Annotated in this window: 22 protein-coding genes and 3 pseudogenes; 9 read left to right on the top strand and 16 right to left on the bottom strand. The window is 49.7% G+C overall.

Translation table 11 applies throughout. The features are described 5' to 3' along the window. The first annotated feature begins 16 nt into the window (after positions 1 to 16). Positions 17 to 1,006: a hypothetical protein gene (locus LH51_RS17940; protein ID WP_036524905.1), complete on the top strand. Its 990-nt coding sequence runs from the start codon at positions 17 to 19 to the stop codon at positions 1,004 to 1,006. Here the strand turns inward: LH51_RS17940 and LH51_RS17935 are convergent, their stop codons facing one another. From LH51_RS17935 to metG, 4 genes and pseudogenes are all read right to left on the bottom strand, one after another. Continuing rightward, entirely contained in the window at positions 1,007 to 1,321 is a 315-nt protein-coding gene (locus LH51_RS17935) for a DUF6482 family protein (RefSeq protein WP_036524902.1), read from the bottom strand. Between the two features lie 54 nt (positions 1,322 to 1,375). Continuing rightward, a complete protein-coding gene (locus LH51_RS17930; protein ID WP_036524899.1) occupies positions 1,376 to 2,113 on the bottom strand; it encodes a J domain-containing protein in 738 nt (245 codons plus the stop codon). A 9-nt stretch (positions 2,114 to 2,122) separates the two neighbouring features. Continuing rightward, positions 2,123 to 2,821 (bottom strand): hypothetical protein, encoded by a 699-nt coding sequence (locus LH51_RS17925; protein WP_036524896.1) that lies wholly within the window; start codon positions 2,819 to 2,821, stop codon positions 2,123 to 2,125. Positions 2,822 to 2,839: 18 nt separating this feature from the next. Further along, positions 2,840 to 4,877: pseudogene (metG, locus tag LH51_RS17920) on the bottom strand (methionine--tRNA ligase). 161 nt (positions 4,878 to 5,038) lie between these two features. Between metG and LH51_RS17915 the strand changes: the two are divergent. From LH51_RS17915 to LH51_RS17895, 5 genes are all read left to right on the top strand, one after another. After that, positions 5,039 to 6,256, top strand: a complete 1,218-nt coding sequence (locus LH51_RS17915; protein ID WP_036524893.1) for an HDOD domain-containing protein — start codon at positions 5,039 to 5,041, stop codon at positions 6,254 to 6,256. A 70-nt stretch (positions 6,257 to 6,326) separates the two neighbouring features. Then, positions 6,327 to 7,424, top strand: coding sequence for a tRNA (uridine(54)-C5)-methyltransferase TrmA (gene trmA, locus LH51_RS17910; protein WP_036524890.1), 1,098 nt, complete (start codon positions 6,327 to 6,329; stop codon positions 7,422 to 7,424). A gap of 205 nt (positions 7,425 to 7,629) precedes the next feature. After that, entirely contained in the window at positions 7,630 to 8,478 is an 849-nt protein-coding gene (gene apbC / locus LH51_RS17905; protein WP_081960898.1) for an iron-sulfur cluster carrier protein ApbC, read from the top strand. Between the two features lie 153 nt (positions 8,479 to 8,631). After that, positions 8,632 to 9,198 (top strand): dCTP deaminase, encoded by a 567-nt coding sequence (gene dcd / locus LH51_RS17900; protein WP_036524887.1) that lies wholly within the window; start codon positions 8,632 to 8,634, stop codon positions 9,196 to 9,198. Between the two features lie 29 nt (positions 9,199 to 9,227). Beyond that, the gene (locus LH51_RS17895; protein ID WP_036524885.1) at positions 9,228 to 9,869 is read left to right on the top strand and encodes a hypothetical protein; all 642 of its coding nucleotides are present in this window, start codon (positions 9,228 to 9,230) and stop codon (positions 9,867 to 9,869) included. 148 nt (positions 9,870 to 10,017) lie between these two features. On the opposite strand, the gene LH51_RS23785 is transcribed toward LH51_RS17895, so the two are convergent. From LH51_RS23785 to LH51_RS17860, 11 genes and pseudogenes are all read right to left on the bottom strand, one after another. After that, the gene (locus LH51_RS23785; RefSeq protein WP_268746605.1) at positions 10,018 to 10,293 is read right to left on the bottom strand and encodes a TolC family protein; all 276 of its coding nucleotides are present in this window, start codon (positions 10,291 to 10,293) and stop codon (positions 10,018 to 10,020) included. Positions 10,294 to 10,415: 122 nt separating this feature from the next. Further along, positions 10,416 to 11,303 (bottom strand): annotated as a pseudogene (locus tag LH51_RS17890) (TolC family protein); the annotation flags it as partial. A 16-nt stretch (positions 11,304 to 11,319) separates the two neighbouring features. Further along, a complete protein-coding gene (locus tag LH51_RS23780) occupies positions 11,320 to 12,189 on the bottom strand; it encodes an efflux RND transporter permease subunit (RefSeq protein ID WP_268746603.1) in 870 nt (289 codons plus the stop codon). 35 nt (positions 12,190 to 12,224) lie between these two features. Further along, a complete protein-coding gene (locus LH51_RS23775; protein ID WP_268746602.1) occupies positions 12,225 to 13,250 on the bottom strand; it encodes an efflux RND transporter permease subunit in 1,026 nt (341 codons plus the stop codon). A gap of 13 nt (positions 13,251 to 13,263) precedes the next feature. Beyond that, on the bottom strand, positions 13,264 to 14,370 hold the full coding sequence (locus LH51_RS23770; RefSeq protein ID WP_268746600.1) for an efflux RND transporter permease subunit: 1,107 nt from the start codon (positions 14,368 to 14,370) through the stop codon (positions 13,264 to 13,266). After that, positions 14,367 to 15,068: an efflux RND transporter periplasmic adaptor subunit gene (locus LH51_RS20250; RefSeq protein ID WP_235263818.1), complete on the bottom strand. Its 702-nt coding sequence runs from the start codon at positions 15,066 to 15,068 to the stop codon at positions 14,367 to 14,369. Before LH51_RS20250 ends, LH51_RS23770 begins: the two co-directional genes overlap by 4 nt. After that, the gene (locus LH51_RS23160) at positions 15,008 to 15,424 is read right to left on the bottom strand and encodes a biotin/lipoyl-binding protein (RefSeq protein WP_052063926.1); all 417 of its coding nucleotides are present in this window, start codon (positions 15,422 to 15,424) and stop codon (positions 15,008 to 15,010) included. The genes LH51_RS20250 and LH51_RS23160 overlap by 61 nt, the downstream gene beginning before the upstream one ends. Before the next feature lie 154 nt (positions 15,425 to 15,578). After that, entirely contained in the window at positions 15,579 to 16,058 is a 480-nt protein-coding gene (locus LH51_RS17875; RefSeq protein WP_235263816.1) for a TetR/AcrR family transcriptional regulator, read from the bottom strand. Between the two features lie 103 nt (positions 16,059 to 16,161). Next, positions 16,162 to 17,169: a GGDEF domain-containing protein gene (locus tag LH51_RS19655; RefSeq protein WP_052063925.1), complete on the bottom strand. Its 1,008-nt coding sequence runs from the start codon at positions 17,167 to 17,169 to the stop codon at positions 16,162 to 16,164. Between the two features lie 2 nt (positions 17,170 to 17,171). Beyond that, entirely contained in the window at positions 17,172 to 17,366 is a 195-nt protein-coding gene (locus LH51_RS17865; RefSeq protein WP_036524883.1) for a hypothetical protein, read from the bottom strand. A gap of 219 nt (positions 17,367 to 17,585) precedes the next feature. Further along, positions 17,586 to 18,769 (bottom strand): annotated as a pseudogene (locus LH51_RS17860) (pyridoxal phosphate-dependent aminotransferase). A gap of 113 nt (positions 18,770 to 18,882) precedes the next feature. Between LH51_RS17860 and uvrB the strand changes: the two are divergent. The 3 genes from uvrB to LH51_RS17845 all read left to right on the top strand — a co-directional run bounded on the left by uvrB (position 18,883) and on the right by LH51_RS17845 (position 23,093). After that, positions 18,883 to 20,904 carry an excinuclease ABC subunit UvrB gene (gene uvrB, locus LH51_RS17855; RefSeq protein WP_036524880.1) on the top strand — a complete coding sequence of 674 codons (2,022 nt, stop codon included), beginning with the start codon at positions 18,883 to 18,885 and terminating at the stop codon, positions 20,902 to 20,904. A gap of 102 nt (positions 20,905 to 21,006) precedes the next feature. Then, the gene (locus LH51_RS17850; RefSeq protein ID WP_160173763.1) at positions 21,007 to 22,713 is read left to right on the top strand and encodes a phosphoethanolamine transferase; all 1,707 of its coding nucleotides are present in this window, start codon (positions 21,007 to 21,009) and stop codon (positions 22,711 to 22,713) included. After that, on the top strand, positions 22,713 to 23,093 hold the full coding sequence (locus tag LH51_RS17845; protein WP_052063924.1) for a diacylglycerol kinase: 381 nt from the start codon (positions 22,713 to 22,715) through the stop codon (positions 23,091 to 23,093). The genes LH51_RS17850 and LH51_RS17845 overlap by 1 nt, the downstream gene beginning before the upstream one ends. Before the next feature lie 8 nt (positions 23,094 to 23,101). On the opposite strand, the gene LH51_RS17840 is transcribed toward LH51_RS17845, so the two are convergent. Continuing rightward, positions 23,102 to 25,144 (bottom strand): putative bifunctional diguanylate cyclase/phosphodiesterase, encoded by a 2,043-nt coding sequence (locus LH51_RS17840; RefSeq protein ID WP_052063923.1) that lies wholly within the window; start codon positions 25,142 to 25,144, stop codon positions 23,102 to 23,104. Positions 25,145 to 25,252: the final 108 nt, after the last annotated feature.

The following is a 25,252-nucleotide window of genomic DNA, read 5'->3' as shown; positions in this document are numbered from 1 at the left end:
ATAAAGGAGTGGGTGTGTGCATTTAGCCCGGAGTTTGATTCTGTTAAGCCTGGTGTTTTTATCAGGCTGTGCCAGCTTGTCGCTGAGCGGTGCTAAAGACCGGCATTACCAACGTGGCTGGATGAGTGTTGAGGAGGATCAGTTTTTTTTCCGCACCTGTCAGCGCTCAACTGTGATGCCGGTTGCTGAGGTGCCCAGAGTGCTTGAGCGATTGTTCAATCAGCGCGGTGTTTCCGCACCGCTTTATGTCGAATGGCTGGGGCATTTTGACAATGAACCTGGCGGCAACATTCGTATTGAAGAAGTGCGTTATGTGTCGGCCGATCCGTCCGCCTGCCAGCAAACACTCGAGGGTATACTTCTGCGTGCCCAGGGCGATGGACCGGCCTGGCAGGCTGATATTTCCAATAACAACATCACTGTATTTTTGTCACAACAGCGACGCACGCTGGTGTTTCCGATCAACTATATCATTCGTGAAGGGGATGATTGGCTGTGGGAAAGTGATATTGAAGGGCGTCAGCGTAAACATCGCTTGTCTTTGCGGGTGCAACCCAAAGCTTGCCAGGACACACAGAACTGGTTTGGTTTGTCTGTTGAAATGCAGCTGAATGGCCATGTCTATCAAGGTTGTGCCAAGCGGGGTAATTTATCCCGCCTGGCATTGTTTAGCCATTATCAATTATCTGAAAGCGTCACGACTCGTGATGTGCGCCTGAACCTGAGTCCTGACGGGGGGGCGGCATTAATCGAGGATTATCTGAATAACCAACCGGCACTGCAGAGCAAGGGTCATTGGCAGCTGCTTTCCGCTGGACGCTTGTTGGTTACGCTGGATGATCCGGACCCTGAGTTAGGTCAGGAGGCCCTGTTATTTAGTTTTACGGTTGATGGGGGCTTACATATGCAGGGATTTCACCCGCGTTATGGTCATAACGGACTGCAATTGCAAGCTGTGGGGGCTCCATTGCCTTGGGAAACGGGTAGTCGTCGTCAAGTGCCCTGACTATGAATAGTCCTGATCCGGGTTAGCAATAGGCACTTGCAGCGCCGCAACCCGTGCAGGTTCGATGCCAATCATCTCATTATAGGTACTCTGATGTTCCAGCAGGGTGTCAGTAATACCTAAACCCTTAAAAGGTTTTTTAGCATGCAGTTGGCTGCGAAAACTTAATGGGCTGCCAGCGTCGTCGCAAACAATTAAGCGCTCTCCCTGAGCGTCTCGGATATTCACCAGATACAGGTCACAATCCATGGATTGCAGAATCAACTGATCAATTTTGCATTGGCCCTGTTGCAGTTGTTTCAGCGTAATTTTCATCAGTCGGTCCTGTTATTGAATGATAGAAGTTACGCTGATACTGGCGCTTGCAGATCAATCCATCAGGCACTTTTTTGCTTCATTAATGCGCGCAGCCAGCCAGGTGCTGCCCCCACGATCAGGATGCATTTTTTGCATTAGCCGCCGATGGGCCTGAATGATTTCATCTTTGCTGGCACCGGGTTCAAGGCCGAGGATGGCATAGGCTTCTTCACGGTTAATTTCCCCCGCGCTTTCGGGGCTCTGATCTGCCGCCGAACCCGTGTCATCTGCCCGCCAGCTATCTCCAAAACGTTTATCCAGATAGGTTTCCAACAATCGGGCTGAGTCACCATCTTCAGTGCGGCAAGTCTTTAGCAGTTGAATAAACTCAGACTCGCTTAGGTCGCTGAGTGAGCGCCCCTGAAGCTCACCCTGGAGTACAGTGCCATCCATGACGCCTGTATCGTGATCCAGGGTCATTTCCAGTAATGCAGTGGTAACGCGGGAGCGATTACCCCCGTTACTACCTTTCTGCCCAGATGCGGCTGTGCGGCGTTTAAACAGGTTGGCGACTGGCAGCAAGCGCAGAATAAAAGGCAGTAGCTTCTGAATGAAGGGCAAACCAAGAGCCAGTAAAGCCCCGAGTATATGTAGGCGGCCGCTGATACTGAGATACACCAACCCCAGAATCAACATTACCAACACCAGTTTGGCCAATGCCATGCGCTTTTGACCACTGGGCTGGGCGCGAAACCATAGCAATCCGATCAGGCCGATGGCTGTCAGAACAATTAATCCGAAAGGATGCACGCGTTACTCCTATTTACCCAGTTGCTGCGTCAGGCGTTTAATATGCTGACTCTGAGACGTGGATAAATGCTCCAGTGCCTTACGCCCGCCACTGGCATAGACAGCAACGGCAGCCAGCAGTTCACGCAGTACATCGGCGCTGTTGCTGTCAAAGGGTGTGTAGGCACCACCGGAGAGTTTACAGATTTGCTGAAAAATCTGACCGGCTTGGCTGTCCTGGCCTTCATGAAAGATAAACACTGGTGTGTTTAGCATCCCCAGTTCACCGGCTTTCTGACACAGGCTGTCTGCATCTTCTTCGCAGCAATCGACCACCAGTATGATGGCCCTTACCTGTTTGTTACGTGTTTCTTTTACTGCCTGGTTGAGTACCTTGCTGATCTGGGTATGTCCGCCAAGACAACTGACACCGTTCATCTGGCGTAACAGTTCGTTGGTGTCATTGATCCAGGAGGTGGCACGGAACTCGCCAAAGCCGCGGTAGTAACACAGCTGTACGCTCAGCCCCCCGAGATCCCGGGTGGCAAGAAACAGTTCACTTTGCAGCTGGCAGGCCTGATCCCAGCTGGCTTGACGGCTGGCGGTGGCATCAAGGGCAAAGATCAGCCGACCATCACGGGTGTGAATGGCCGGCATTTTATTTACTTTATCTATGAACAGGTCTAAGGCCTGTCTGTCAGATGTTTTCTGTAGATCTTTATTAGCCATTCGGTCTCCAGAAACAGCTCAGCGAATACGCATGCCCGGCTGGGCACCGGCTTGCGGTTCCAGTATCCAGATATCTTTACCACCGGGCCCTGCGGCTAACACCATCCCTTCAGAAACACCAAATTTCATTTTCCTGGGGGCCAGGTTGGCTACCATCACCGTGAGTTTGCCTTGCAGTTCTTCCGGTTTATACGCAGATTTGATCCCGGCAAACACATTGCGTTCCTCTCCACCCAGGTCCAGGGTTAAACGCAGCAATTTGTCGGCACCCTCAACCGCTTCCGCCTTGGCAATGCGCACAACACGCAGGTCGAGTTTGGCAAAGTCAGCAAATTCAATGGTGTCTGCCAGCGGCTCTTTTTCCAGTTCTGTCTGCATGGCAGGTTTGTTGGTGATAGCCTTGGCTTCCAGCAGGTCCTGTTTGGAGTCTTCAATAATTTTATCAATCATATCCGGATCAACACGCTGCATCAGTGGTTTGAACTTATTGATACGGTGATTCAGCAAGGGTTGTTCAATCGCATCCCAATTAAATCCATCAATATTGAGGAAGGCGGCAGCTTCTTCTGCCACGGATGGCAACACCGGTGCCAGGTAGCTGATGATGACGCGGAACAGGTTAATACCCTGAGTGCAGCATGCCAGTACTTCGGCTTCTTTGCCTTCCTGCTTGGCCAGAACCCAGGGTTCGGCGGTGTCGATATACTGATTGGCTTTGTCAGCCAGGTGCATGATTTCACGCATGGCACGGCTGTACTCGCGTGCTTCATAGGCTTTGGCAATCGTTTCACTCAGTTCAACGGCCTGTTGGTACAGGGCCGGATCCGCAAGTTGGCTGTCGAGTTGACCTTCAAATTTCTTGCTGATGAAACCGGCACAGCGGCTGGCGATGTTAACTACCTTATTCACCAGGTCTGAATTAACCCGCATGCGGAAATCATCCAGGCTCAGGTCGATATCATCAATGCCGGAGCCGAGTTTGGCGGCAAAATAGTAACGCAGGTATTCCGGGCGGAGGTGCCTTAAATAGGTTTCTGCCATGATAAAGGTGCCGCGCGACTTGGACATTTTTTGTCCGTTTACGGTCAGGAATCCATGACAGAAGACTGCTGTTGGCGTTCTGAAACCGGCACCCTTGAGCATGGCTGGCCAGAACAGGGTATGGAAATAGGCGATATCCTTGCCAATGAAATGGTATAGCTCAGCCTGAGAGTCGGGCGCCAGTAACTGTTAAAGTCTACCTGGTTCTGTTCGCACCAGTTGCGGAAGCTGGCCATATAGCCAATGGGCGCATCCAGCCAGACATAAAAATACTTGCCATTTTCACCGGGTATTTCAAAACCCCAGTAGGTGCATCGCGAGAAATATCCCACTGCTGCAGGCCGGATTCAAACCATTCATTCAGTTTATGTGTCATCTGCTCCTGAACATGACCATCAACCCAGGTACGCAGGAAATCTTCAAAATCAGCCAGCTTAAAGAAAAAGTGCTCTGAATCTTTTTCGATGGGCTTAGCACCGGAGATGGCGGAATAGGCATTTTTCAGTTCTATGGGACTGTAAGTGGCACCGCAGGCTTCACAGGAATCACCGTATTGATCCGCCGCACCACATTTAGGACATTCACCCTTGATGAAGCGATCCGGTAAAAACATGTTTTTTTCCGGATCGAAAGCCTGGGTAATGGTGCGGCGGGCTATATGGCCTGCATCACGCAGGCGCTCGTAGATCAATGAGGCGTAATAGCGGTTTTCTTCCGAGTGAGTCGAGTGATAATTATCAAAATTAACCATGAAACCAGCAAAGTCACGCTGATGTTCTATACTCACCTTGCTGACCAGTTCTTCTGGTGTCAGGCCCATCTGGCTGGCCTTGAGCATGATGGGTGTGCCATGTGCATCGTCTGCACAAACATAAATGCAGGTGTTTCCACGTTGTTTTTGGAATCTTACCCAGATATCGGTCTGGATGTATTCGACCATATGACCCAGGTGAATAGGACCATTTGCGTAGGGCAGTGCACTGGTGACAAGTATGTTGCGTGAATTTGCGGTCATTTTCGGCTCAAAGCTATATTTTCAGTAAGGATATTGATTTTGTATATTGATTCTACGCTGTTTTTTTTGCCTAATGAACCTCGACGAGGGGCTTTTAAATTTATGAGCCATTTTCAAACAAAACTTAGACTGCCTATGTGTAGTAAAAAGGTCTAGTGAACATGCCAGCTCAAATAGATACACAAGTACTGTTTTGTGATTTACGCGACGAAAAAGCCGCAACTACGCTGCCTTTGAGTGCCGAACAAAGCAAAGTATTCAGTATTGATGAAGCGTTTCAGGCATTGTCTGCACCGGATTGTGACTATCACGTAATAGTGATTAAAACACATTCGCATGTAAAAGAATCGATCGAGTTGTTGCGGAAAGTGCGTAAAATGCGCCCAGGTATCGGCCGCATTCTGATCACTCACCCAATGAAACCCTTTGAAGCAGGGCATGCTGCTGAAGTCGCGCACCGTTGTTTATCACTGGAATATACCGAGCGTGCGCTGCATGAGGCGGTTGACCGAGCGATTAAAGCCGAGCAGTTACTCACACAACCAGAACTACGTGATTACATCTCTTCATTGGGGCATCTGCCGTCTTTTCCCGCCATACTGGTCGATCTGGATGAAGCCTTGCGCTCAGAAACAGCCGGGATTAAAGAGGTTGCCGATATAGTCCAGCGTGATCCTGGCATAGTGACTAAAATCCTGCAGTTGGTGAATTCTGCCTATTTTGGTTTGTCTTCACATAACTTTTTTACCGTTAAAGAAGCAGTCAATCTGTTAGGTTTAAGAACCATACGAGATCTGGTTCTGACGGCACACTTGTTTGAGTCTATGCCACAAACGGCACAGTGGCGTGGTTTCTCTTTTGAGCAGTTGCAGGAACGCTCAGTTTTGGTTAGCCAGCTCGCATCTGATATTTGCCGGGATGCAGGATATGACCGAAATATGCAGTCGCAAGCCCGTCTTGCCGGGCTGTTGCTGGATGTCGGGATGATATTGCTGGCCATGGGCGATGGCCAGCAATATCACCAGGTGATGATCCGGGCACAAGAGTTGAATCAACCACTTTATGTAGTTGAAAAAATGCTGCTGGGCGCAACCCACGCCCAGGCGGGTGCCTTTCTGCTGGATCGCTGGAACCTGGCTCCTGAAATGGTACATGCGGTGTTGTTTCACCATGTTCCCAACGCTTCGGGCGATACGGCGTTTTCAGCCCTGACGGCTGTGCATCTGGCTGATTCATTGTTGCCACCTTTATTTAATGCGATGGGCTGTAATCTGGGCGGTCGTTTATCCCGTGAATACCTCACCGCAATAGGGGTCATAGATCAATTGCCTAAATGGGAAATGGCCGCACATGAAGTTGCCCGGGCAATGCGTAACTGATCCAGTCGTTTTCATGGCCTCAGCCTGATAAAATCCCGCCTTTGTTGTCGCACGCATACAGAGGCTTTTTATGTCACTTCCTCAGGTCGACCCTGAACGTTATTCACAATTGCTGGCTGCAAAGCAGCAGCGTTTACTGCAGCAGTTTGCTGAATTTGAACTGCCTGCGGTTGAGGTTTTTGAATCACCGCGTGAACACTATCGCATGCGTGCCGAGTTTCGTACCTGGCATGATGACGATGACTTGTATTACGTGATGTTTGAACCGGGTAATAAACGAGCCCCGGTTAAAGTGACTCATTGCCCTATGGTATCGGAGCGTATTCATGAAGTGATGTTTGCGCTGCTGGATGCGATTCGCCCGGTTAAAGAGCTACGCTTTCGTTTGTTTCAGGTCGACTTTCTCAGCACCCTGTCCGGTGAACTGCTGGTTTCGCTGTTGTACCACCGTCAAATAGGGGATGACTGGGTTGCCGCGGTTAAACCGCTGCGTGAGGCTTTCAATATTGATATCGTCGGGCGTGCACGTAAATCCAAAATTATGCTCGACCGGGATTACGTAATCGAAACCTTGGCGATTAATGGCCGGGATTACCGGTATATTCAGACCGAAAACAGCTTTACCCAGCCCAATGCCGAAGTGTGTCGACATATGATTCACTGGGCGCTGGATGTCACCAGTGACAGTGCGGGTGAAACTGACCTGGTTGAGTTTTACTGTGGTAACGGTAATTTTACCCTGCCGCTGGCGCAGAATTTTCGTCGGGTTGTGGCAACTGAGATATCCAAAACGTCTGTAAAAGCCGCACGTGACAATATTGTCGATAATGGTATCGATAATATTGATGTGTTGCGTATGCCTTCGGAAGACCTGGTCAAGGTGCTGCGAGGGGAAAAAGAAACCCGTAAAGTGGCTGGCCTGGAGCTGGAATCTTGTAACTTCAGTACGGTGCTTGTTGATCCCCCGCGCTCAGGTCTGGATGATGAGACAGTGCAGCAGGTGGTTGCTTATGAACGGATTTTATATATTTCCTGCAACCCCGATACATTGCAGCAGAACCTTCGCGAAATTTGTAAAACCCACACCATCGAGCGCTTCGCCATGTTTGATCAGTTCCCCTATACTGATCATCTGGAATGTGGAGTGTGGTTGATTAAACGGGGTTAACCCCCTCCTTGTAGGAGCTCGCTCTGCGAGCGATTATGATTATGAACATAACCCAAAATCGCCCAGAGACTGGGCTCCCACAGGCCGTGCTCCCACAGACCGGGCTCCTACAATGATTTTTCTTCCATATTGATTTATGAGTTATAGTTGAGTAAATTAGTAGGAAATAACGCGCACTGTCGATGAAGGTGCACAGGAGAAGAATATGTCAGCAGTACAACAAATGGGCGCAACTCCCAGTCTGGATGGTGTTAAGCAGATTATTGCTGTTGCTTCCGGCAAGGGTGGTGTTGGTAAGTCGACCACAGCGGTGAATCTGGCGCTGGCGCTGGCGGCAGAGGGTTATCGTACCGGCATTCTTGATGCTGATATTTATGGCCCAAGCCAGGGCATGATGCTGGGGATTCCTTCGGGTACACGTCCGCAGGCGGATGAAGATAAGCATTTTCTGCCACTGAAAGCGCACGGTATTCAAGTCATGTCGATGAGTTTTCTGGTAACTGATTCAACGCCGATGGTTTGGCGTGGCCCCATGGCAGCGGGTGCGTTACAGCAACTGCTGATGCAAACGCGTTGGGATAATCTGGATTACCTGATCGTGGATATGCCACCAGGTACGGGTGATATTCAGTTGACCTTGTCACAAAAAGTGCCAGTGACTGGCGCGGTCATAGTGACCACACCGCAGGATATTGCTCTGCTGGATTGCAAAAAAGGTATTGAGATGTTCCGCAAGGTGGACATTCCGGTATTGGGCGTGATTGAAAACATGAGTCTGCATATTTGCAGTAACTGTGGCCATGAAGAAGCTATATTTGGTGCTGGTGGTGGTGAGCGTATTGCTCAGGATTATGAAACTGAACTTTTAGGGCAGCTACCACTGGTTATCGAGATTCGTGAGCAGACAGATAGTGGAATACCCAGCGTAGTGGCTGACCCGGATGGCCGTATTGCCCAGATATATCGGGACATAGCAAGAAAAACAGCTAATTTAACGAAAAAAATTGCAGAAGCAGGGAACTCAGCACCCTCTATTGCTGTCTTAAATGACTGATACGATAGTTTAGTAAGAAGTTTGTTCCCCGCATATTAGTATCAGGTTGTTACCGCCTCTGTAAAAAGGGGCGGTTTTTTTTTGCGTAACAGGTTAAAATAACAGGTTGTTCAGTCACAAATAACTCAATTACCAACAACTACGCGAGTGTGTATGGGGATTAAATCAGACCGTTGGATCAGACAGATGGCGCAGGAGCGGCAAATGATTGATCCATTCGAGCCAAATCAGGTGCGACGCGCCAATAACCAACCGATAGTGTCTTATGGCACATCCAGTTATGGCTATGATGTTCGCTGTGCCGATGAATTCAAGGTTTTCACTAATATCAACTCTACTATCGTCGATCCAAAACAGTTTGATGAACGTAGCTTTGTGGATGTGAAGTCGGATGTTTGCATTATTCCACCCAATTCATTTGCGCTGGCGCGTACGGTTGAATACTTTCGTATTCCCCGCGAAGTTTTGACCATCTGTCTGGGTAAGAGTACCTATGCCCGTTGCGGAATTATCGTTAATGTCACCCCGCTGGAACCTGAGTGGGAAGGGCATGTGACGTTGGAGTTTTCCAATACCACACCACTGCCTGCACGTATTTATGCTCACGAGGGTGTCGCCCAGATGTTGTTCCTGGGCGCTGATGAAGTTTGTGAGACCTCTTACAAAGATCGTGCGGGCAAGTATCAGGGCCAGACTGGCGTTGTTGTACCAAGAACCTAAGCGCACCATTGAGGTATTATTGAGGCACTATGATAAACGACTTTGAGCAGATTCAGGCATTCTGGAGCCAGCTGGAAAAAACGCTGGACCAATTACTGGAAAGCCAGCATGAAAGCCACTTTGGTGCAGATCGGTTATTGGAAGAGTATCGCGAACGCCTGCAAAAGATCGACCGTAATCTGACCTTTCATTTTGAGCGTGACGATGCTGAAGGTCCGGTTGAAATGGTGTTCGGATGCGACGGTTATCCGGAATCTATCCACTCTGTATTGAGTCTGGTTAGTATGGCTCCGGCACTGCGGGGTATCGAGTTCAAAGCGTTTAATGAGCGCTGCAATCCCGTGCCTGCCCGAGTGAATCTGGGCGATGAAATCTGCCAGATTGAAGATTACTGGTGTTCGTTGCGTTTGATTGAAGGCAAGTTACAGCTGGCGGTGTATCTGGAGGATATGCCCGATATCCTGGAGATGGACCCGCGTGTTGAAGCGGTAATGATCTTTATGGATGCACTGATCGGTGAGTTTGAACTCATGACCCGTGTTTGGACTTTGGACTGGTATGAACTGCCGGTTGATCCATTGGATTTCGGCCTGTTCCCGCTGGAAGATTTGCGTGACAAGTTTGATGTGATTAAAGAGCAGGTCAAACCCTTGGGAATTACCCTGCATTAATAATGTAGGAGCCCGCTCTGTGGGAGCCCGGTCTCCGGGCGAATATATCACGAATATATCGCTCGCGGAGCGAGCTCCCACAAGGTGAGGCTCCTACAAGGTGGTGGGGCTCTTACGGTTTGTAGGAGCCCGGTCCCCGGGCGACGCTTTAAGGAATTAACCACTCATCTAAGGCAAACAAGTCATCGGGATTCAGGGTGCCGATAGTCTGTTTGAACTGAAACAGCGCGTTAATATGGTCGATGCGGGCGTTTTCGTAAGCCAGGCGGGCTTCGAACAGGTTTTGCTCGGCCTGGAGTACATCTACCACGTTACGTGTGCCCACATTGAAGCCTTCTTCTGTTGCCCGTAAAGCGGTTTCGCGAGAGAGAATGCTCTGCTGACGTGCTTTAACACCTTGTGAGCTGGTTTGTAGCGTACGCAGTAATGAGCGTGTGCCTTCTGTAACCGAGCGCAGTGTATCTTCCGGAAATGTGTGCTTGCAATCTGCTCATGTTCAGCCTGACGCTGTGCTGAGTTGAGACTGCCACCGGCATAGAGTGGCATGTTCATACGCAGGGCAACTGTGTTGCTGTCGTTCCAGCCGTCACGCGCGCTGTTGCCATGAATTCGGTTGTTGTTATGTGTCAGACCGAGAGTGACAGTGGGCAAATGATCGCTGCGTTTGACTTGTGCATTGCGTCGAGTGATTTCAAGCTGGGCTTCTGCAACTTTTAGATTGAGATTGTCCTGGCGTGCTTTTTCCAGCCAAACCTGTGGGTCTGCGGGTTCAACTGAGACTATTGGAAATTCAGCATCAAGCTTGGCGACTTGGCTATACGGCTTGCCTGCCAGACGTTCCAGTGCTTCATAGCTGTTTTGCAGATCACCTTCGGCATCAATGCGTACAACCACAGCCAGATCATAGGCTGCCTGGGCTTCCTGTACATCAGTAATAGCGATCAGACCTACTTCAAACTGGGCATTAACCTGATCCAGACGACGTTGTAGTGCGCGTTCCTGTGCCTGGGAGTTTTCCAGCGTACTAAGTGCTCTGAGCACTTCCAGATAGGCTTCAATACTGCGTAGAATCAGGGTTTGTTGTGCCTGATCAAACTCAATATTGGAACGCTCGGCCAGCACTTCGGTACGTTTAAAGTTGTAGTAACTGGCGGCATCAAAAACCGGTTGTTCCAGACTCACGCTGTAACCGGTAGTGTGATCGCCCCCCGAAGCATCACTGGTGTTAGCAGTCAGATTGGCACGTGGCAAAAGGCCTGCACGCCCTTGAACGGGCGCTTCCAGACCCGCCATCAGCTCGGCTTCGGCCTGCTTCAGTTGCGGATCATTTTCTAATGCCAAACGATAAAGATCAGCCAGAGGTCCGGCAGAGACAAAACCAGAAACTGTCAGGGTTGAGCTGATCAGGGTCGGGAGTAAAAGTCTTTTCAGCATTTTCACAGAACAGTCCTTATTTTTCATAATTTGGCTCAATTACTTTAAAGTTACGTTTACCAAAAATACTATAAATGGTGGGTATTACAAACAATGTCAACACCGTACCTAACATCATACCGCCAACAATAACCCAGCCTATTTGGTGGCGTGATTCAGCACCGGCACCAACGGCCAGGGCCAGCGGCAGGGTACCGAGTACGGTCGCACCGGTAGTCATCAGAATAGGGCGCAGGCGTAATGAGGACGCTTCAATGATGGCCTCTTTAAGCTCCATGCCTTTATCTTGCAACTGATTGGCGAATTCGACAATTAGGATACCATGTTTGGTCACCAGTCCGACAAGCGTTATCAAACCAATCTGGCTGTAGATATTCAGGCTGCCTCCCGAGTAAAACAGGGCGAACAAGCCACCTGCGAGTGCGGGCGGAACTGCCAACATGATGATCAATGGATTTTTGAAGCTTTCGAACTGCGCGGCCAATACCAGAAAAATAAAGATCAGCGACAAGATAAACGTCATCTGCATGGTATTGGCAGATTCACGGAACTCACGCGATTGACCGGCATAATCGAACAGAGCATCTGGTGCTATTTCAGCCAGTGAGGCTTCAAGATAGTCCAGAGCATCGCCAAGACTGTAATCCGGTGCCAGCATGGACTGAATTTTGACCGCCTTAAGTTTGTCAAAATGGTTCAATTCTCGCGGTGCGACAGTTTCTTCAACCGTGATCAGGTTGCCTAATTGAATCATCTCTCCTGCATCTGAGCGTACATAGACTCTGGATAGATCGTCACGTGTTTTGCGAAAGCTGTCTTCAATTTGAAGAATGACGTCATATTGCTCACCACCCCGCTTGAAGCGGGTGAGGGTACGGCCTGACATATAGGTTTCCAAACTACGACCTACTTCAGCAACACTTAAACCGCTTCAGCCACTTTTTCGCGGTTGAGTGTCAGTCTCAGCTCCGGCTTGTTGAGTTTAAGATCGGTATCAACCTGCTGAAAATTTTCATTCTCAGCAATTTTTGCCAGCATCTGGTCGGTGATCACTTTCAGGTCTGCATAGTCACCGGTGGTTTTAATAATAAATTCGACTGGTCTGGAGATGAAGCTCTGACCCAGTGATGGCAGGTTGATGGCAAAGGACATATTGCCTGGTACGCCACCGTAGAGCTTACCAGTGAGTTCAGCTGCGACATCCTGTTGTGAACGGCTACGATTTTCCCAGTCTTCCAGGCGCACGAAGGTCAGTGAGTTGGTTTCGCTGGGAAAACCGGTGATGGCGAAGTGGTGCGTACGCTCAGGAACACCTGAAATGATGGCTTCAACCTGCTTGGCATAGCGGTTTACATATTCTACAGACGAACCATCCGGGTTGACCGAGAAGGTCATGATGGTACCACGGTCTTCAATTGGTGCCAGTTCCTGTGGCAGCAGGGTGTAGAAATAGCCCGTACCAGCCAGACTGACAAGCATTAATGCCAGAGCAAAAATACGTGCATTCAGGGTTTTTTCCAGCAACCAGTGGTAGCCGTTACTCAGTCCAACCAGCCAGCCTTCAATCAGATTAAAGAGGGCGCTGTGTTTTTTCTCATGGTGCAGTAACCGAGAGCAGAGCATGGGTGCCAGAGTCAGAGCAATAAAGGTAGATACAACGACAGCGCCTGCCAGTGTCAGGGCAAATTCGGTGAATAAACGTCCGGTCTGGCCGCTGGAGAAACTCACGGGAACGAACACCGCAACCAGTGTGGCTGTGGTGGCCACGATGGCAAAGCCTATTTCTTTACTGCCTTTAAATGCCGCCTGAATCGGGTGCAGACCTTCCTCGACGTGTCTGAAAATGTTTTCCAGCATAACGATGGCATCATCCACCACCAAACCTATGGCCAGAACCAATGCCAGTAGTGTCAGGGTGTTGATGGAGAAATTCAGCAGATACATCATCGCAAATGCCCGATCAGGGACAGCGGATGGTGACTACTGGAATCAGCGTGGCACGCAAATTACGCAGGAAGAAGAATATAACCACGACTACCAGTATCCCCGCTATGATCAGCGTTTCGTACACTGACTCAATTGAGCGTTCAATAAACACTGACGAGTCATAGGCAACCTGAATTTTCATGCCTTCCGGTAGGGTTGGTTCGATAGTGGCCAGCATCTCACGCACTCCGGCCGATACATCCAGCGGGTTAGCGGTTGATTGACGCACTATCCCTAAACCCTGTGCGCTGACACCGTTGAAACGAGCATAGTTGCGCGAGGCTTCGGGGGCGATGTTGACGCGAGCTACATCCGATACGCGCACCAGGTAATCGCCATCCTGGCGAATAATGATCTGTTCAAACTCTTCAATTTCGTTCAGATCTGTTTGTGCCAGTATAGTGAATTCACGGTCTTTACTTTCTATACGACCGGCGGGCAGTTCAATATTCTGTGAACGCAGTGCCGCTTCAATGTCCTGCGGGATAACCTCATAAGCCGCCATTTTGTCTGGGTCCAACCACAGACGCATGGCATAGCGACGTTCACCGCCCATGCGTACACTGGCGACACCGGAAACGGTTTGTAGCGGATCACGTACGCGGCGTTGAGCAAAATCAGTAACTTCCATAGGATCATGCACATCAGAGGATAGGGCTATCCAGATAATGGGTTGTGCATCAGCCTCAGATTTAGCCACAATCGGTTCATCGATATCGTCGGGTAGTTGTCCTCTGACCCGACTCACACGGTCGCGCACATCGTTAGCCGCGGCATCCGGGTCTTGGTCGATACGGAAGTTAATGGTGATCTGGCTGCGTTCAGAACGGCTGATCGAGCTCATGAAGTCGATGCCTTCAATCCCTGATAACGAATCCTCAATAATTTTGGTGACTTGTGATTCGATAATGGTGGCATTTGCGCCGGGATAACTGGTATCGACAGTAACAACTGGCACGTCGATATGTGGATATTCACGCAGTGTCAGACGGTCATAAGAAATAAAGCCTACCAGTAGTACCAGTAAGCTGATAACAGTAGCCAATACTGGCCGTTTTATGCTGATGTCAGAGAGAATCATGCATCTGATTCCTGGCTGTTAGTCTGTGGGAAAAGGGGTGTAACGGGCATGCCGGGGTGTAGCTTTATCTGGCCGGCGGTGACAATGATATCACCGGCTTCAAGTCCGCTGAGTATCTGAACTTCACCGAAACGGCGGCTTCCCAGTGTTACCGGTACCAGGCTGACCTGGTTTTCTGCATTCAGACGCATAATGAAAAAGTCATTGTTTTCTGGAATAACCGCACTTTCCGGAATCATTAGTGCCTGATCATCCTGTCCTGTGATAATTACAATGCGGGCAAACAGCCCAGGGCGCAATGCACCCTGGTCGTTGGGAATGCGGGCACGGATGCTGAGATTATGACTGCCACCACGTGAAGAGGGTGATATGGCATAGATTTCACCCTGAAACGTTTCTCCGGGCAGCGCATCGACGTGCACTTCAATTTGTTGTCCGACTTGTACCTGGTTGAGATCCCGTTCGGGTAGGGTGAAGTCCATTTTCATTTCAGAATAATCAGTGACTTCAACCAGATCCTGTCCCGCAGATACAAAATCACCCGGGCTGACGTGGCGTAATCCAACGACACCGTCAAAGGGAGCACGAATGGTGGTTTTCGCCAGCTGTGTACGAGCCAGTTCCACCTGTGCTTCATTTACCCGCAGTTGTGCCAGGCGGGTATCACGATCTGTTTGCGAGCCAACGCGACGTTCCAGCAGATCGGCTGCACGCTGATATTCAACCGGCTGAGGTTGGCCTGGGCCTGGGCTTGTGCCAGTTCGGCTTCATAGGACGCGCCATCAAGCTGTATCAATGCTTGTCCTGCTTCAACGGCTTCACCTTCCCCGAATAAAATGTCTGAGATGCGTCCGGTGATTTCCGGGCGCAGAATAACAGACTCGTTGGCTCGCAGGGTGCCAACAGCATTCAGAACCTGATTTAAGGTTGATGTTTCAACCTCATAAACCTCAGCAGGTAACCCTTGAGATTCCTGTGCAGCTAGTGGCAGTGCTGTCAGTGCCAGGCTGAAGTAAAGCAGGGTGGAGCTAAGTGGCGAGCGTAGATATTTCATGCATGCGGTCCCTTGTTGAAATCTCGGTCAGTCTTAGTGGCCGGTGGTAAAATATGTTCCCATAGCAATGCCAAGGTTTCTCGTAGCGGAGCACGGGAGTCTGCCACTTTCATACGTAATAGCGCGCCTTGCCAGCAGTCCCAGATCAATGAAGCTAAAACCTCGGGGGCAGATCAGTGCGCACAGAGCCTTCCTGCTGACATATCTGCATATCCTCGGCAATTAACTTAATTACACGCGATGTCGCCCGACTGATTGCCTGCCGAAAGGCCGGTGACTCGTTACCGACTTCACCGGACAGGTTGGCAATCAGACAGCCGACATTTTCACTGCAACTATCCAGTTCTTCAACCAGTCGAGCCAAGGCTTTGCGTAACTTTACAAAATGCGAGCCACTAAGCTGGGCAAACTCCTGATTCCAGCGATCTGTCTCCAGTGCCTGATAAAACTCCATGACTTCAACAGCATATTCTTCCTTGCTGTTGAAAAAATTGTAAAACGAGCCCTTGGATACTTTGCAGGCCTGTAAAATAGTAGTCAGCCCGGTGCCGTGATAACCATGTTGATGGAACAGCTCAATGCCTTTTTCAAGGAGTTTTTCGCGACTGTGTGTAGGGGGTCTGCCTTTGGTCATGTTTTAAACCGACTGTTCTAGAAAGATGCTAATGATATATTTACTGACCGGTCAGTTCAATAATAATTACACAAAAAAGTACGCGACCCAGAGAGGTAGTGGATCACGCAGTTTTGTTTTTATTATTTTCTTTGTTCGTTTTCAGGCGTTGGTCAATCGTCAGCATCAGTTCTTCACTGCTGCCTTTGACTTCTGACAGGGTCGACATGGACAGGTTCAGGCTGAACTCCGGGATGTCTGCTTGAATCTGTTTACTGATGCGATTCAGTCGTTTAGCCACGGGGGGAGGTGTGTGTGTCATGGGCATAAGCAGCAGGAATTCATCTCCACCGAGTCGGAATACCTGATCACGACGACGACACATATTCAGCAACTCGTCAGCAAAGCGTTGTATAAGTTTGTCTCCGGAGAGTTTGCCATAGTGATCATTAATATGGGTAAGTTCGTCGATATCGACCAAGGCAACCAGAAAGTCCTGCTGGGTTTGTTGGTAGGTGCTCGCGGCATGTGTCAGCGCCAGATCAAACGTTTTGGGGCCTGGCAGCCCTGTAAGTTGATCGCGTGGTTCGCTGGAGGGTTCATAATCCTTGTTTTCAGCATGATGCTGGCTCAATAGCCAGCCACTGAGGATATCAACAGCCAATCCTATCAGCCACTCGGTGGCTTCGGTATCGACATGGTCTGGCTCTCCCCATACGCAAAGGTGTCCTACACCTCTCTGTTCAGGCAGGTCAATACGGTGTCCTATCCATAAAGCCGATGGCGTTTCGCTGAGCAACTCATCCAGCGGGAATTCGCGGCACAGGGCTTTCAGTGAAATAGAGGCAGCTTCACCTTCATACAGAGCCTGAGCGGCATTACCGATGAGTTTCTGTGAGGTGGGGGGGAGTAATTTACCGTCCTGCCAGTGGCCGAGTACTTCCAGTGATCGATCACTCTTATGTTTTGCAACCAGGCAGTTTTTCCACCCCAGCAGTGGTCCGAGGACGCGCGCTGTGTTTTGGTAGGGGTCACCACCTATCTGTAGTTGTGGCAGTAGTTTTAGCAGCAGTGTGCGTTGCAGCTGGTTACGATCAACAATATAGCCGATGATAATAGTATGCTTTTTCACACTCAGGCGTTGAAAGCGGTAGCCGTCCAGTTCCAGCCAATCACTGTCCTGATTCTGAGCCAGGTGAGTATGGGGGTGCGTAGTGCTTCTGGCAGGTCGCGAAAACGTGCATTAGACCATTCATGCACCTGATCATTGATCAGTAGCATCGGAGCATCTGCTGTATCCAGCAGGGCGGGAATAATCTTGGTTTTCATGGCATTACCTGCGCAATTTATCGGCGAGATGTATCATTACCTTGTAATATACAGATATGTTTGCGGCTACGAAAGCCCGGAGCCCCCAAGGATGGGTTCACGGCGCGTCAGACAGATCTGGCCCATTAGCCTGATAGATCTGATGCTTAAGGGGGGGCGCTTCTGAAATGACAAGACCGCGACAGGGATGCCGCGGTCTTGCTGAGTTTTACTGCAGGTTTACTGCAAGGCTTTCTTGATACGCGCGATGGCGTTTTCAAGATTCTCCATGCTGGTAGCGAAGGACAGACGCAGGTTGCCAGGGGTGCCGAAGGCGGAGCCTGGAACCAGTGCGACACCAGCTTCCAGTAGCAGGAATTCGGCCAGGGCGATATCGTCTTCAATCTCAGGGCGGCTATCGATCACTTTCTGGAAGCTTGGGAAGGCATAGAAGGTGCCATCAGCTGCGATGCATTCAACCCCATCGATTTCATTCAGCGCTTTAACGACAAAGTCGTGGCGTGCCTTAAAGGCTTTAACCATCGTGCTACACACTCCTGTTCACCGTTCAGAGCGGCCTCAGCAGCCACCTGGGCAATGGAGTTGGGGTTCGATGTGCTCTGTGACTGAATCTTTTTCATTGCCCCGATGAGTTTGGCCGGGCCTGCGGCATAACCGATACGCCAACCGGTCATGGAGTAGGCTTTGGATACGCCGTTGAGCACAATCGTTTGATCATAAAGTTCCGGACAGGCGTTCAAAATATTGCAGAACGGCTGGTCGCCAAACAGAATGTGCTCGTACATATCATCGGTAGCGATGATGATATCCGGGTAAGGCTTGATCACTTCGCCCAGTGCTTTCAACTCTTCCAGCGTGTAGGCCACACCCGATGGGTTGGATGGGCTGTTCAACACCACAACACGGGTGCGATCGTTAATCGCGGCTTCGAGTTGTTCCGGGGTGATTTTGAAGCGGTTCTCCTGGGTGGTTTCGAGGATGACCGGCTGTCCTTCAGCAACCAGCACCATATCCGGATAAGACACCCAGTAAGGCGCCGGTATAATAACTTCATCACCTTCATTCAGCAGGGCCAGGGCCATGTTGAAAAAGCTCTGTTTGCCACCGCTGGAAACCAGAATCTGATTAGGCTGGTAATCCAGTCCGTTATCGCGCTTGAATTTCGCTATAATGGCTTTTTTCAGGCCGGGGGTGCCGTCAACCGCGGTGTATTTGGTGAAGCCGTTGTTGATGGCTTCAATGGCGGCGGCTTTGATATGATCGGGGGTATCAAAGTCGGGCTCACCTGCGCCTAAACCAATAATATTTTTACCCGCTGCACGCAATTCAGCGGCGCGGTTGGTTACGGCAAGAGTGGGGGATGGTTTGATGCTGTTTACACGGTTGGAAAGCTGCACGTCCAAGCTAAAACCCTCATGATTGAATGGTGTAATTAACTAGCTTAAGCATACAGTATAGACGCTATTGTCTAAATCCCCGAAAGGTTGAAAATGATGAAAAATTCCAGGAGTTTAATGTGAAGCAGCGTTTTAAAGTACATTCCGGATTTCAGCCCGCCGGGGATCAGCCAGAAGCGATCAGTGGGCTGGTTGATGGCATAGAATCAGGCCTGGCTTCGCAGACACTGCTGGGGGTAACCGGTTCGGGTAAAACCTTCACTATTGCCAATGTGATTGCGGCTGTACAACGCCCAACCATTATCATGGCACATAACAAAACCCTGGCAGCTCAGCTCTATGGTGAGTTTAAGGAGTTCTTTCCGGATAACGCCGTAGAGTATTTTGTCTCCTACTATGATTATTACCAGCCGGAAGCCTATGTGCCGTCGTCCGATACCTTTATCGAGAAGGATGCCTCGATAAACGATCATATAGAGCAGATGCGCTTGTCGGCAACCAAGGCACTTTTAGAACGCGAAGACGCCATCATTGTGGCAACGGTATCGGCGATCTATGGCTTGGGTGATCCGAAATCCTATCTGTCGATGATGTTGCATCTGGATCGGGGTGATCAGGTGGATCAGCGTACGCTGCTGCGCCGGCTGGCCGAGCTGCAATACACCCGCAACGATGTAGAACTGCACCGGGGCAACTATCGGGTACGTGGGGATGTGATTGATGTGTTTCCGGCTGAATCAGAAATGGAAGCCATTCGTATCGAACTGTTTGATGAAGAGGTTGAGCAGATCAGTTATTTTGATCCGCTGACCGGTGAAGTGTTGCGCCGTGTACCGCGGGCCACGATTTACCCCAAAACCCACTATGTTACCCCGCGCGATACGTTGGTCGAAGCGACGCAGCATATCAAGGCTGAACTGATTGAGCGCTTGGCACTGCTTAAAGAAAACAATAAACTTGTAGAAGCACAGCGCCTTGAGCAGCGTACCTTGTATGATATAGAAATGATTCTGGAGTTGGGCTACTGCTCGGGAATAGAAAACTACTCGCGTTACCTGTCCGGACGTGACCTGGGCATGGCACCACCCACACTGTTTGACTACCTGCCCAACGATGCCTTGCTGGTGATCGATGAGTCGCATGTGACCGTGCCGCAAATTGGTGCTATGTACCGTGGTGACCGCTCGCGTAAAGAAACCCTGGTGGAGTATGGCTTCCGTCTACCCTCAGCGCTAGATAACCGGCCACTCAAGTTTGAAGAGTGGGAGGAGTTGGCGCCACAGATGATTTTTGTTTCAGCGACGCCGAGCAAGTATGAAGCGGCGAATGCTCAGCAGATTGTTGAGCAGGTGGTGCGGCCTACCGGCTTGATCGACCCGATGGTTGAGGTGCGCCCGGCGGTTTCTCAGGTGGATGATCTGCTGGGTGAAATCCATAAGGTAACGGCACTGAAAGAACGTGTGGTGGTAACGGTGCTGACCAAACGCATGGCGGAGGATTTGACTGAATACCTGGCTGAGCATGGTGTGCGGGTGCGTTATCTGCATTCTGATATAGATACGGTGGAGCGGGTTGAAATTATCCGTGATCTGCGTATCGGTGAGTTTGATGTATTGGTGGGGATTAACCTGCTACGTGAAGGGATCGATATGCCGGAGGTATCACTGGTTACGATTCTGGATGCTGACAAGGAAGGTTTCCTGCGTTCGGAAACCTCCATGATCCAGACCATAGGTCGGGCCGCACGTAACGTCAATGGCCGGGCTATTCTCTATGCTGACCGGATTACCGGTTCGATGCAGCGGGCCATGGATGAAACCGAACGACGTCGTAACAAGCAAATTGAATATAACCTGCAGCATGGTATTACTCCGAAAGGCATCTTTAAGTCTGTGGCCGATATTATGGAAGGGGCGCAGGCTCCGGGCTCGCGTAAATCATCACGGGGTGGTCGCAAGGCAGCAGAAACACAAGGTGAGTATCGGGTTGATGAAGCGCTCTTGTCACCGAAAGAGCTGGCGAAGGCGCTCAGCCGGCTAGAGGATCAGATGTATGTGGCTGCACGTAACCTTGAGTTCGAAAAAGCGGCAAATTACCGCGATGAATTGGAACGTTTGAAGCACAGTGCCAATGTACTCTGAACACCTTACTGTTTTTTTCTCGGGTTCTATAAAATTATTATTGATAGATTAAGGGTTTTGAAAAATGCGTTTGCACACTGGTTTGTGGGTGTTACTAGGCTTTTGACTCTGGTTTTCCTGGATTTGTTTTGGGTCAGAGATACGGCCTGGTTGATGGAGAATTACACGGGTAAACGCTTCTGGGTAAATTTTCTGTTTACGGCTTTTGTGCTTTGGGTGCTTTTGTTTAATCTTAGAGGTTACTGGCACAAGCACCGAAAGCTTGCCCTGGCTTTACTGATTTTTAGCGCAGTCGCCTATTTTGCACAAAGTAGTTATTTTGGTGTGTATCGTAAATTCGTTACAGTTTTTGATTTCCGTTTTTTTGTTACCGATCCGGTTATGACATTCGAGCTCTGGTGGGAGCATGGTTTGTTTCTAAAGCCAGCCGCTATCACATTGGTAGCATGTGCTATTTTGTTCGCCGTGATGCGAATGCATCCGTCTCCCTGGCGTTGGCTGCGTTGGAGTCAAGGGGCCTTGGGTGTCGCGCTGTTTATGCTGGTAACTTTGAACTGGTACAGTGCCCCACACTTTCAAATGGTGCCGGTGGCATATGCGGGTAACTTGATTAGTGCACTTGAATTTAATCTTAACCGAGAAGACTATCCGGCAAAACCAGTGCTCGAATACCGTGATACGGTACCAGAGAGTAGCCCTTCCATGGTGTTTGTTATAGGTGAATCTCTGAATGTCGGTCATATGGGCGTGTATGGCTATGAGCGTGATACCACACCTAACCTAAGCCGTTTATCTGCAACTCAACAAGTTGTTGCCATGCGCAATGCTGTCAGCATTGGTCCACGGACACTGACATCGGTCCCCTATATGTTGACCGGACTCCAAGGTATAGATCCGCACGGACGTATCTATTCTGTACCAACACTCTTCAATTACGCTAAAAGTGCTGGATATTCAACAGCACTGATTTCAGCCCAGGATTTTCAATGGCGTAATATGGATAAGTTATTTGTTGATCAGGATATGGATCATTTCGAACAAGGGAGTCATTTCAGTCCAGATGTGAGTGTGTCTGTTGGTGCTGATGATTATCAGGTTCTGGAGAAGGGGATTCGCCCCTGGCTGGCGCAGCAAGGGAAAAGTGACAAACCCTTTATGCTGGTTTTGCAGATGAGTGGTAGCCATACCCCATTTTCAGAACAAGTCCCTGAACCGATGAAACAATTTTTACCGGAAGAAAACCCAAACAGCATTAATGCCTATGACAATAGCGTCTGGTATACCGATTATGTTTTGAATGCCTTGTTAGAGTCGGTTCGCGCTCAGGCTCCTGATAGCTGGGTATTTTATTCGTCAGATCACGGTGAACATGTGACTGGCAAAGGGGGTGCCTTCCATGGTGATTTTCAGGATGAAGTGACACATAATTCCTTACTGGTATTTCCGCCTGCTTCTGCTTATGACGCAGTGGCTGCAAAGGTGGATGCACCTCTGTCACAGGCGGATATTTTTGCAACGATGCTGGAACTGATGCAGGTGAGTGCGGTAACACCCATTGATGGATTGAGTCTGCTGGGGTCTATACCTGAGAATCGCTTGCGTATTGTAACGGCGTATATGAAAACACTGCACAACGATCCACGTGCCGCTTTGGTTTTACCCGACCGCCGTATTTATGAAATCGATTTTGAGCGTGGCAATGTACGATTTTCTGGCAGTGATACCGTCATTCCTTACAGTCAATGGGAGCCGCAATATCGTAATTTGTTTGATCAATACTTAAACGTGGAGCAAAAGGAAGTAAATTAATGGTCATCACTAAAGTTACTGGCCCTAAGCGTTTTTATTATGCTACACGGTATTCCATAAAGGGAATCAAGGCGGCGTATGCAAGTGAACCCGCTTTTCGTTATGAAATCTGGGCCGCTCTAGTGATGCTGCCCGGTGCTTTTTGGCTGGCTGAGTCGGGGCTGCAGTTGGGGTTGCTGATCAGTTCCCTGCTGCTGGTGCTGATTTTTGAGTTGTTGAACACAGCGATAGAAGCCGTTGTTGATCGTGCTGGTACAGAATTTAACACCCTGGCAGGTCTTGCCAAGGATTTAGGCTCTGCCGCTGTGTTCTTTGCTCTGGTGATGACGCTTCTGCTTTGGGGAGGAATCGCCTGGGATAATCTGCTTATGGCGGCCTAGTGTTTGATCTACGACGGGGTGTAATTGTACTGCTTGCAGTAGTCCAGAAACTGATCCTGAGGAATAGGGCGGCAGAAGTAATAGCCCTGAAACTGACAGTAGCCTAATTGTTGTAAAAACTTCAACTGATCCAGTGTTTCTACTCCTTCGGCCAAGACTTCGAAGCCGAAGGCTTCTCCCAGCGACAGTACGGTGCGTACGATTGCTTCATTCTTGCTGTGGCTGTTAAGCATATCCTTTATAAAGGATTGGTCGATCTTTATCTGATGCAGAGGCAAGCGTTGCAGGTATTGCAGAGAAGAGTAACCCGTGCCGAAGTCATCCAGTGAAAGCTGCAGGTTAAGATCCACTAGTGCTTTCATGGTTTCAACCACTCGGTTCAGGTCATCAGCTAACAGTGACTCAGTCAGCTCCAGCTTCAACTGGCGTGGATTCGCGCCGCTATTTTGTAGCGCCAGTTTGACCTGATCAACAAAACCTTCCTGGTAAAACTGGCGTGTACTGACGTTGACTGAAAGCGTTAAACCGCGAGTAGATGGTGATTCTTGCCAGCTTCGTAAGGACATACAGGCGGTTTGCAGTACCCAATTGCCAATCTCCAGAATGAGCCCGGAGCGTTCGGCTGCTGGTATAAAGTGTAGTGGTGAAACCAGTCCTTGTTCCGGTCTATTCCAGCGAATTAATGCTTCGGCTCCGATCACTCGGCCTTGTGCGTTAGTTTGCGGTTGATAAAACAGGCAGAACTCATTGTTATTTAATGCCTGGCGAAGTGCCGTATGAAGTTGAATGTATTCTCTGGCAACGCTGGCTGCTTTGGCATCATAAAAAGCCGTTTGACTGCTATCAGTCTGTTTTGCCTGGTGCAATGCTGAGTCAGCTTGCTGAATAAGCAGAGCGGCTGATATTGGCTCGGATGGGGTGGTGATGGCTATGCCGACACTGGCGCTACAGGAGAGTGGTTGATCATTGATGAAAAAGGGTGCTGTCATCAGAGACATGACACGCTCAGCCAGTCCTTCAGCTTCCAGAGCAGTCAGTCGAGGTTGAGCACTGAGCTGGTTAAACCAGAGCGCAAATTCGTCAGCGCCCAGGCGAACCTGCAGGTCCGCATCTTTGAGCTGGCTGCGCATGCGGTGAGCCACCTGAAGTAGTAAATGGTCACCGCTTTCCTGTCCAAAGGAGTCATTTACCAGCTTGAAATTATTCAGATCAAAACATAGCAGTGCCCCGGATGTTGTCGGGCTTAGCTGCTGCTCCAGAGTTTCAGTCAGTAGCTTACGGTTGGCCAGACCGGTCAGTGCATCGTGCAGGGTAAAATACTCCAGCTTGGCTTCAGCAGATTTTTGCTGGCTGAGGTCAATGAAGGCGGCCACATAGTTAACAATGTCTTGCTGCTCATTCAGAACAGGCTGAATAGTCAGAAACTCAGGGTAAATTTTACCGTTCTTGTGTTTATTCCAGATTTCACCAGACCAGTAATGGTGGGTGTTTAACTGGTGCCACATGTCTTGATAAAAGGTGTAGTCCTGGCGATTGGATTTGAGCAGAGCCGGTGTTTTACCAATACACTCGTGAGCACTGTAGCCTGTAATTTGGGTGAATGCCTGATTGACCTGCAGAATCTGGTTGTTGGCGTCGGTAATGAGCATGCCGCTGGGTGTGTCGAAGGCAATGGCAGCCAGTTGCAGTTCTTTCTGCGATTGGTCCAGGCGTTCAAGCATGGTATTTACTTCCTGGTAGAGCTTTCCAAACTCATTGTTCTCATGCGTGGTGATACGCTGTCGTAACTGCTGGGAATCACTGATGTGTTCAAGAAAGCCAACCAGGCGAAGAATCGGACCACTGAAGCGTTTTTCTACGCTGGCTGCCAACAGGTATGAGGCAAACATCATTAGCAGTCCTATCAGGACCAAGGCTGTGCTGTCGCGTTTGATAATCTGGAGCGGGCTGGTGGCTTGTAGTTGAATATACACCTGGCCAAACAGCGTATCCTGGTAGCTGGCTGGCAGAAGAAAATGCAGGCGATTGTCCCAGAGTTCACCCTTAGCCAACGCTTGCGTCTGAGTAGACAGATCTGGGGGGGAATGCGTTCAGATGTTTGCTGATACTGGTATACGGGTTGTCCGTTATGCTTATATAGCACCATTGATTTCAGCGTG

It is taken from the genome of Nitrincola sp. A-D6 (genome assembly GCF_000764495.1).
Lineage (GTDB): Bacteria > Pseudomonadota > Gammaproteobacteria > Pseudomonadales > Balneatricaceae > Nitrincola.
The sequence above is the reverse complement of the archived record's forward strand: the minus strand, read 5'-3'. Positions and strand labels throughout refer to the sequence as shown.

Excerpts from the sequence above, each read along its gene's own strand:
- LH51_RS17935 (WP_036524902.1), bottom strand. The coding sequence starts at position 1,321 with ATGAAAATTACGCTGAAACAACTGCAACAGGGCCAATGCAAAATTGAT.
- LH51_RS17925 (WP_036524896.1), bottom strand. The coding sequence starts at position 2,821 with ATGGCTAATAAAGATCTACAGAAAACATCTGACAGACAGGCCTTAGAC.
- LH51_RS23770 (WP_268746600.1), bottom strand. The coding sequence starts at position 14,370 with ATGATTCTCTCTGACATCAGCATAAAACGGCCAGTATTGGCTACTGTT.
- LH51_RS17845 (WP_052063924.1), top strand. The coding sequence starts at position 22,713 with ATGGTCATCACTAAAGTTACTGGCCCTAAGCGTTTTTATTATGCTACA.
- LH51_RS17875 (WP_235263816.1), bottom strand. The coding sequence starts at position 16,058 with ATGACCAAAGGCAGACCCCCTACACACAGTCGCGAAAAACTCCTTGAA.
- dcd (WP_036524887.1), top strand. The coding sequence starts at position 8,632 with ATGGGGATTAAATCAGACCGTTGGATCAGACAGATGGCGCAGGAGCGG.
- LH51_RS17895 (WP_036524885.1), top strand. The coding sequence starts at position 9,228 with ATGATAAACGACTTTGAGCAGATTCAGGCATTCTGGAGCCAGCTGGAA.
- LH51_RS23775 (WP_268746602.1), bottom strand. The coding sequence starts at position 13,250 with ATGATGTATCTGCTGAATTTCTCCATCAACACCCTGACACTACTGGCA.
- apbC (WP_081960898.1), top strand. The coding sequence starts at position 7,630 with ATGTCAGCAGTACAACAAATGGGCGCAACTCCCAGTCTGGATGGTGTT.
- LH51_RS17865 (WP_036524883.1), bottom strand. The coding sequence starts at position 17,366 with ATGAAAACCAAGATTATTCCCGCCCTGCTGGATACAGCAGATGCTCCG.
- LH51_RS23780 (WP_268746603.1), bottom strand. The coding sequence starts at position 12,189 with ATGTCAGGCCGTACCCTCACCCGCTTCAAGCGGGGTGGTGAGCAATAT.
- LH51_RS23160 (WP_052063926.1), bottom strand. The coding sequence starts at position 15,424 with ATGAAATATCTACGCTCGCCACTTAGCTCCACCCTGCTTTACTTCAGC.
- LH51_RS17915 (WP_036524893.1), top strand. The coding sequence starts at position 5,039 with ATGCCAGCTCAAATAGATACACAAGTACTGTTTTGTGATTTACGCGAC.
- trmA (WP_036524890.1), top strand. The coding sequence starts at position 6,327 with ATGTCACTTCCTCAGGTCGACCCTGAACGTTATTCACAATTGCTGGCT.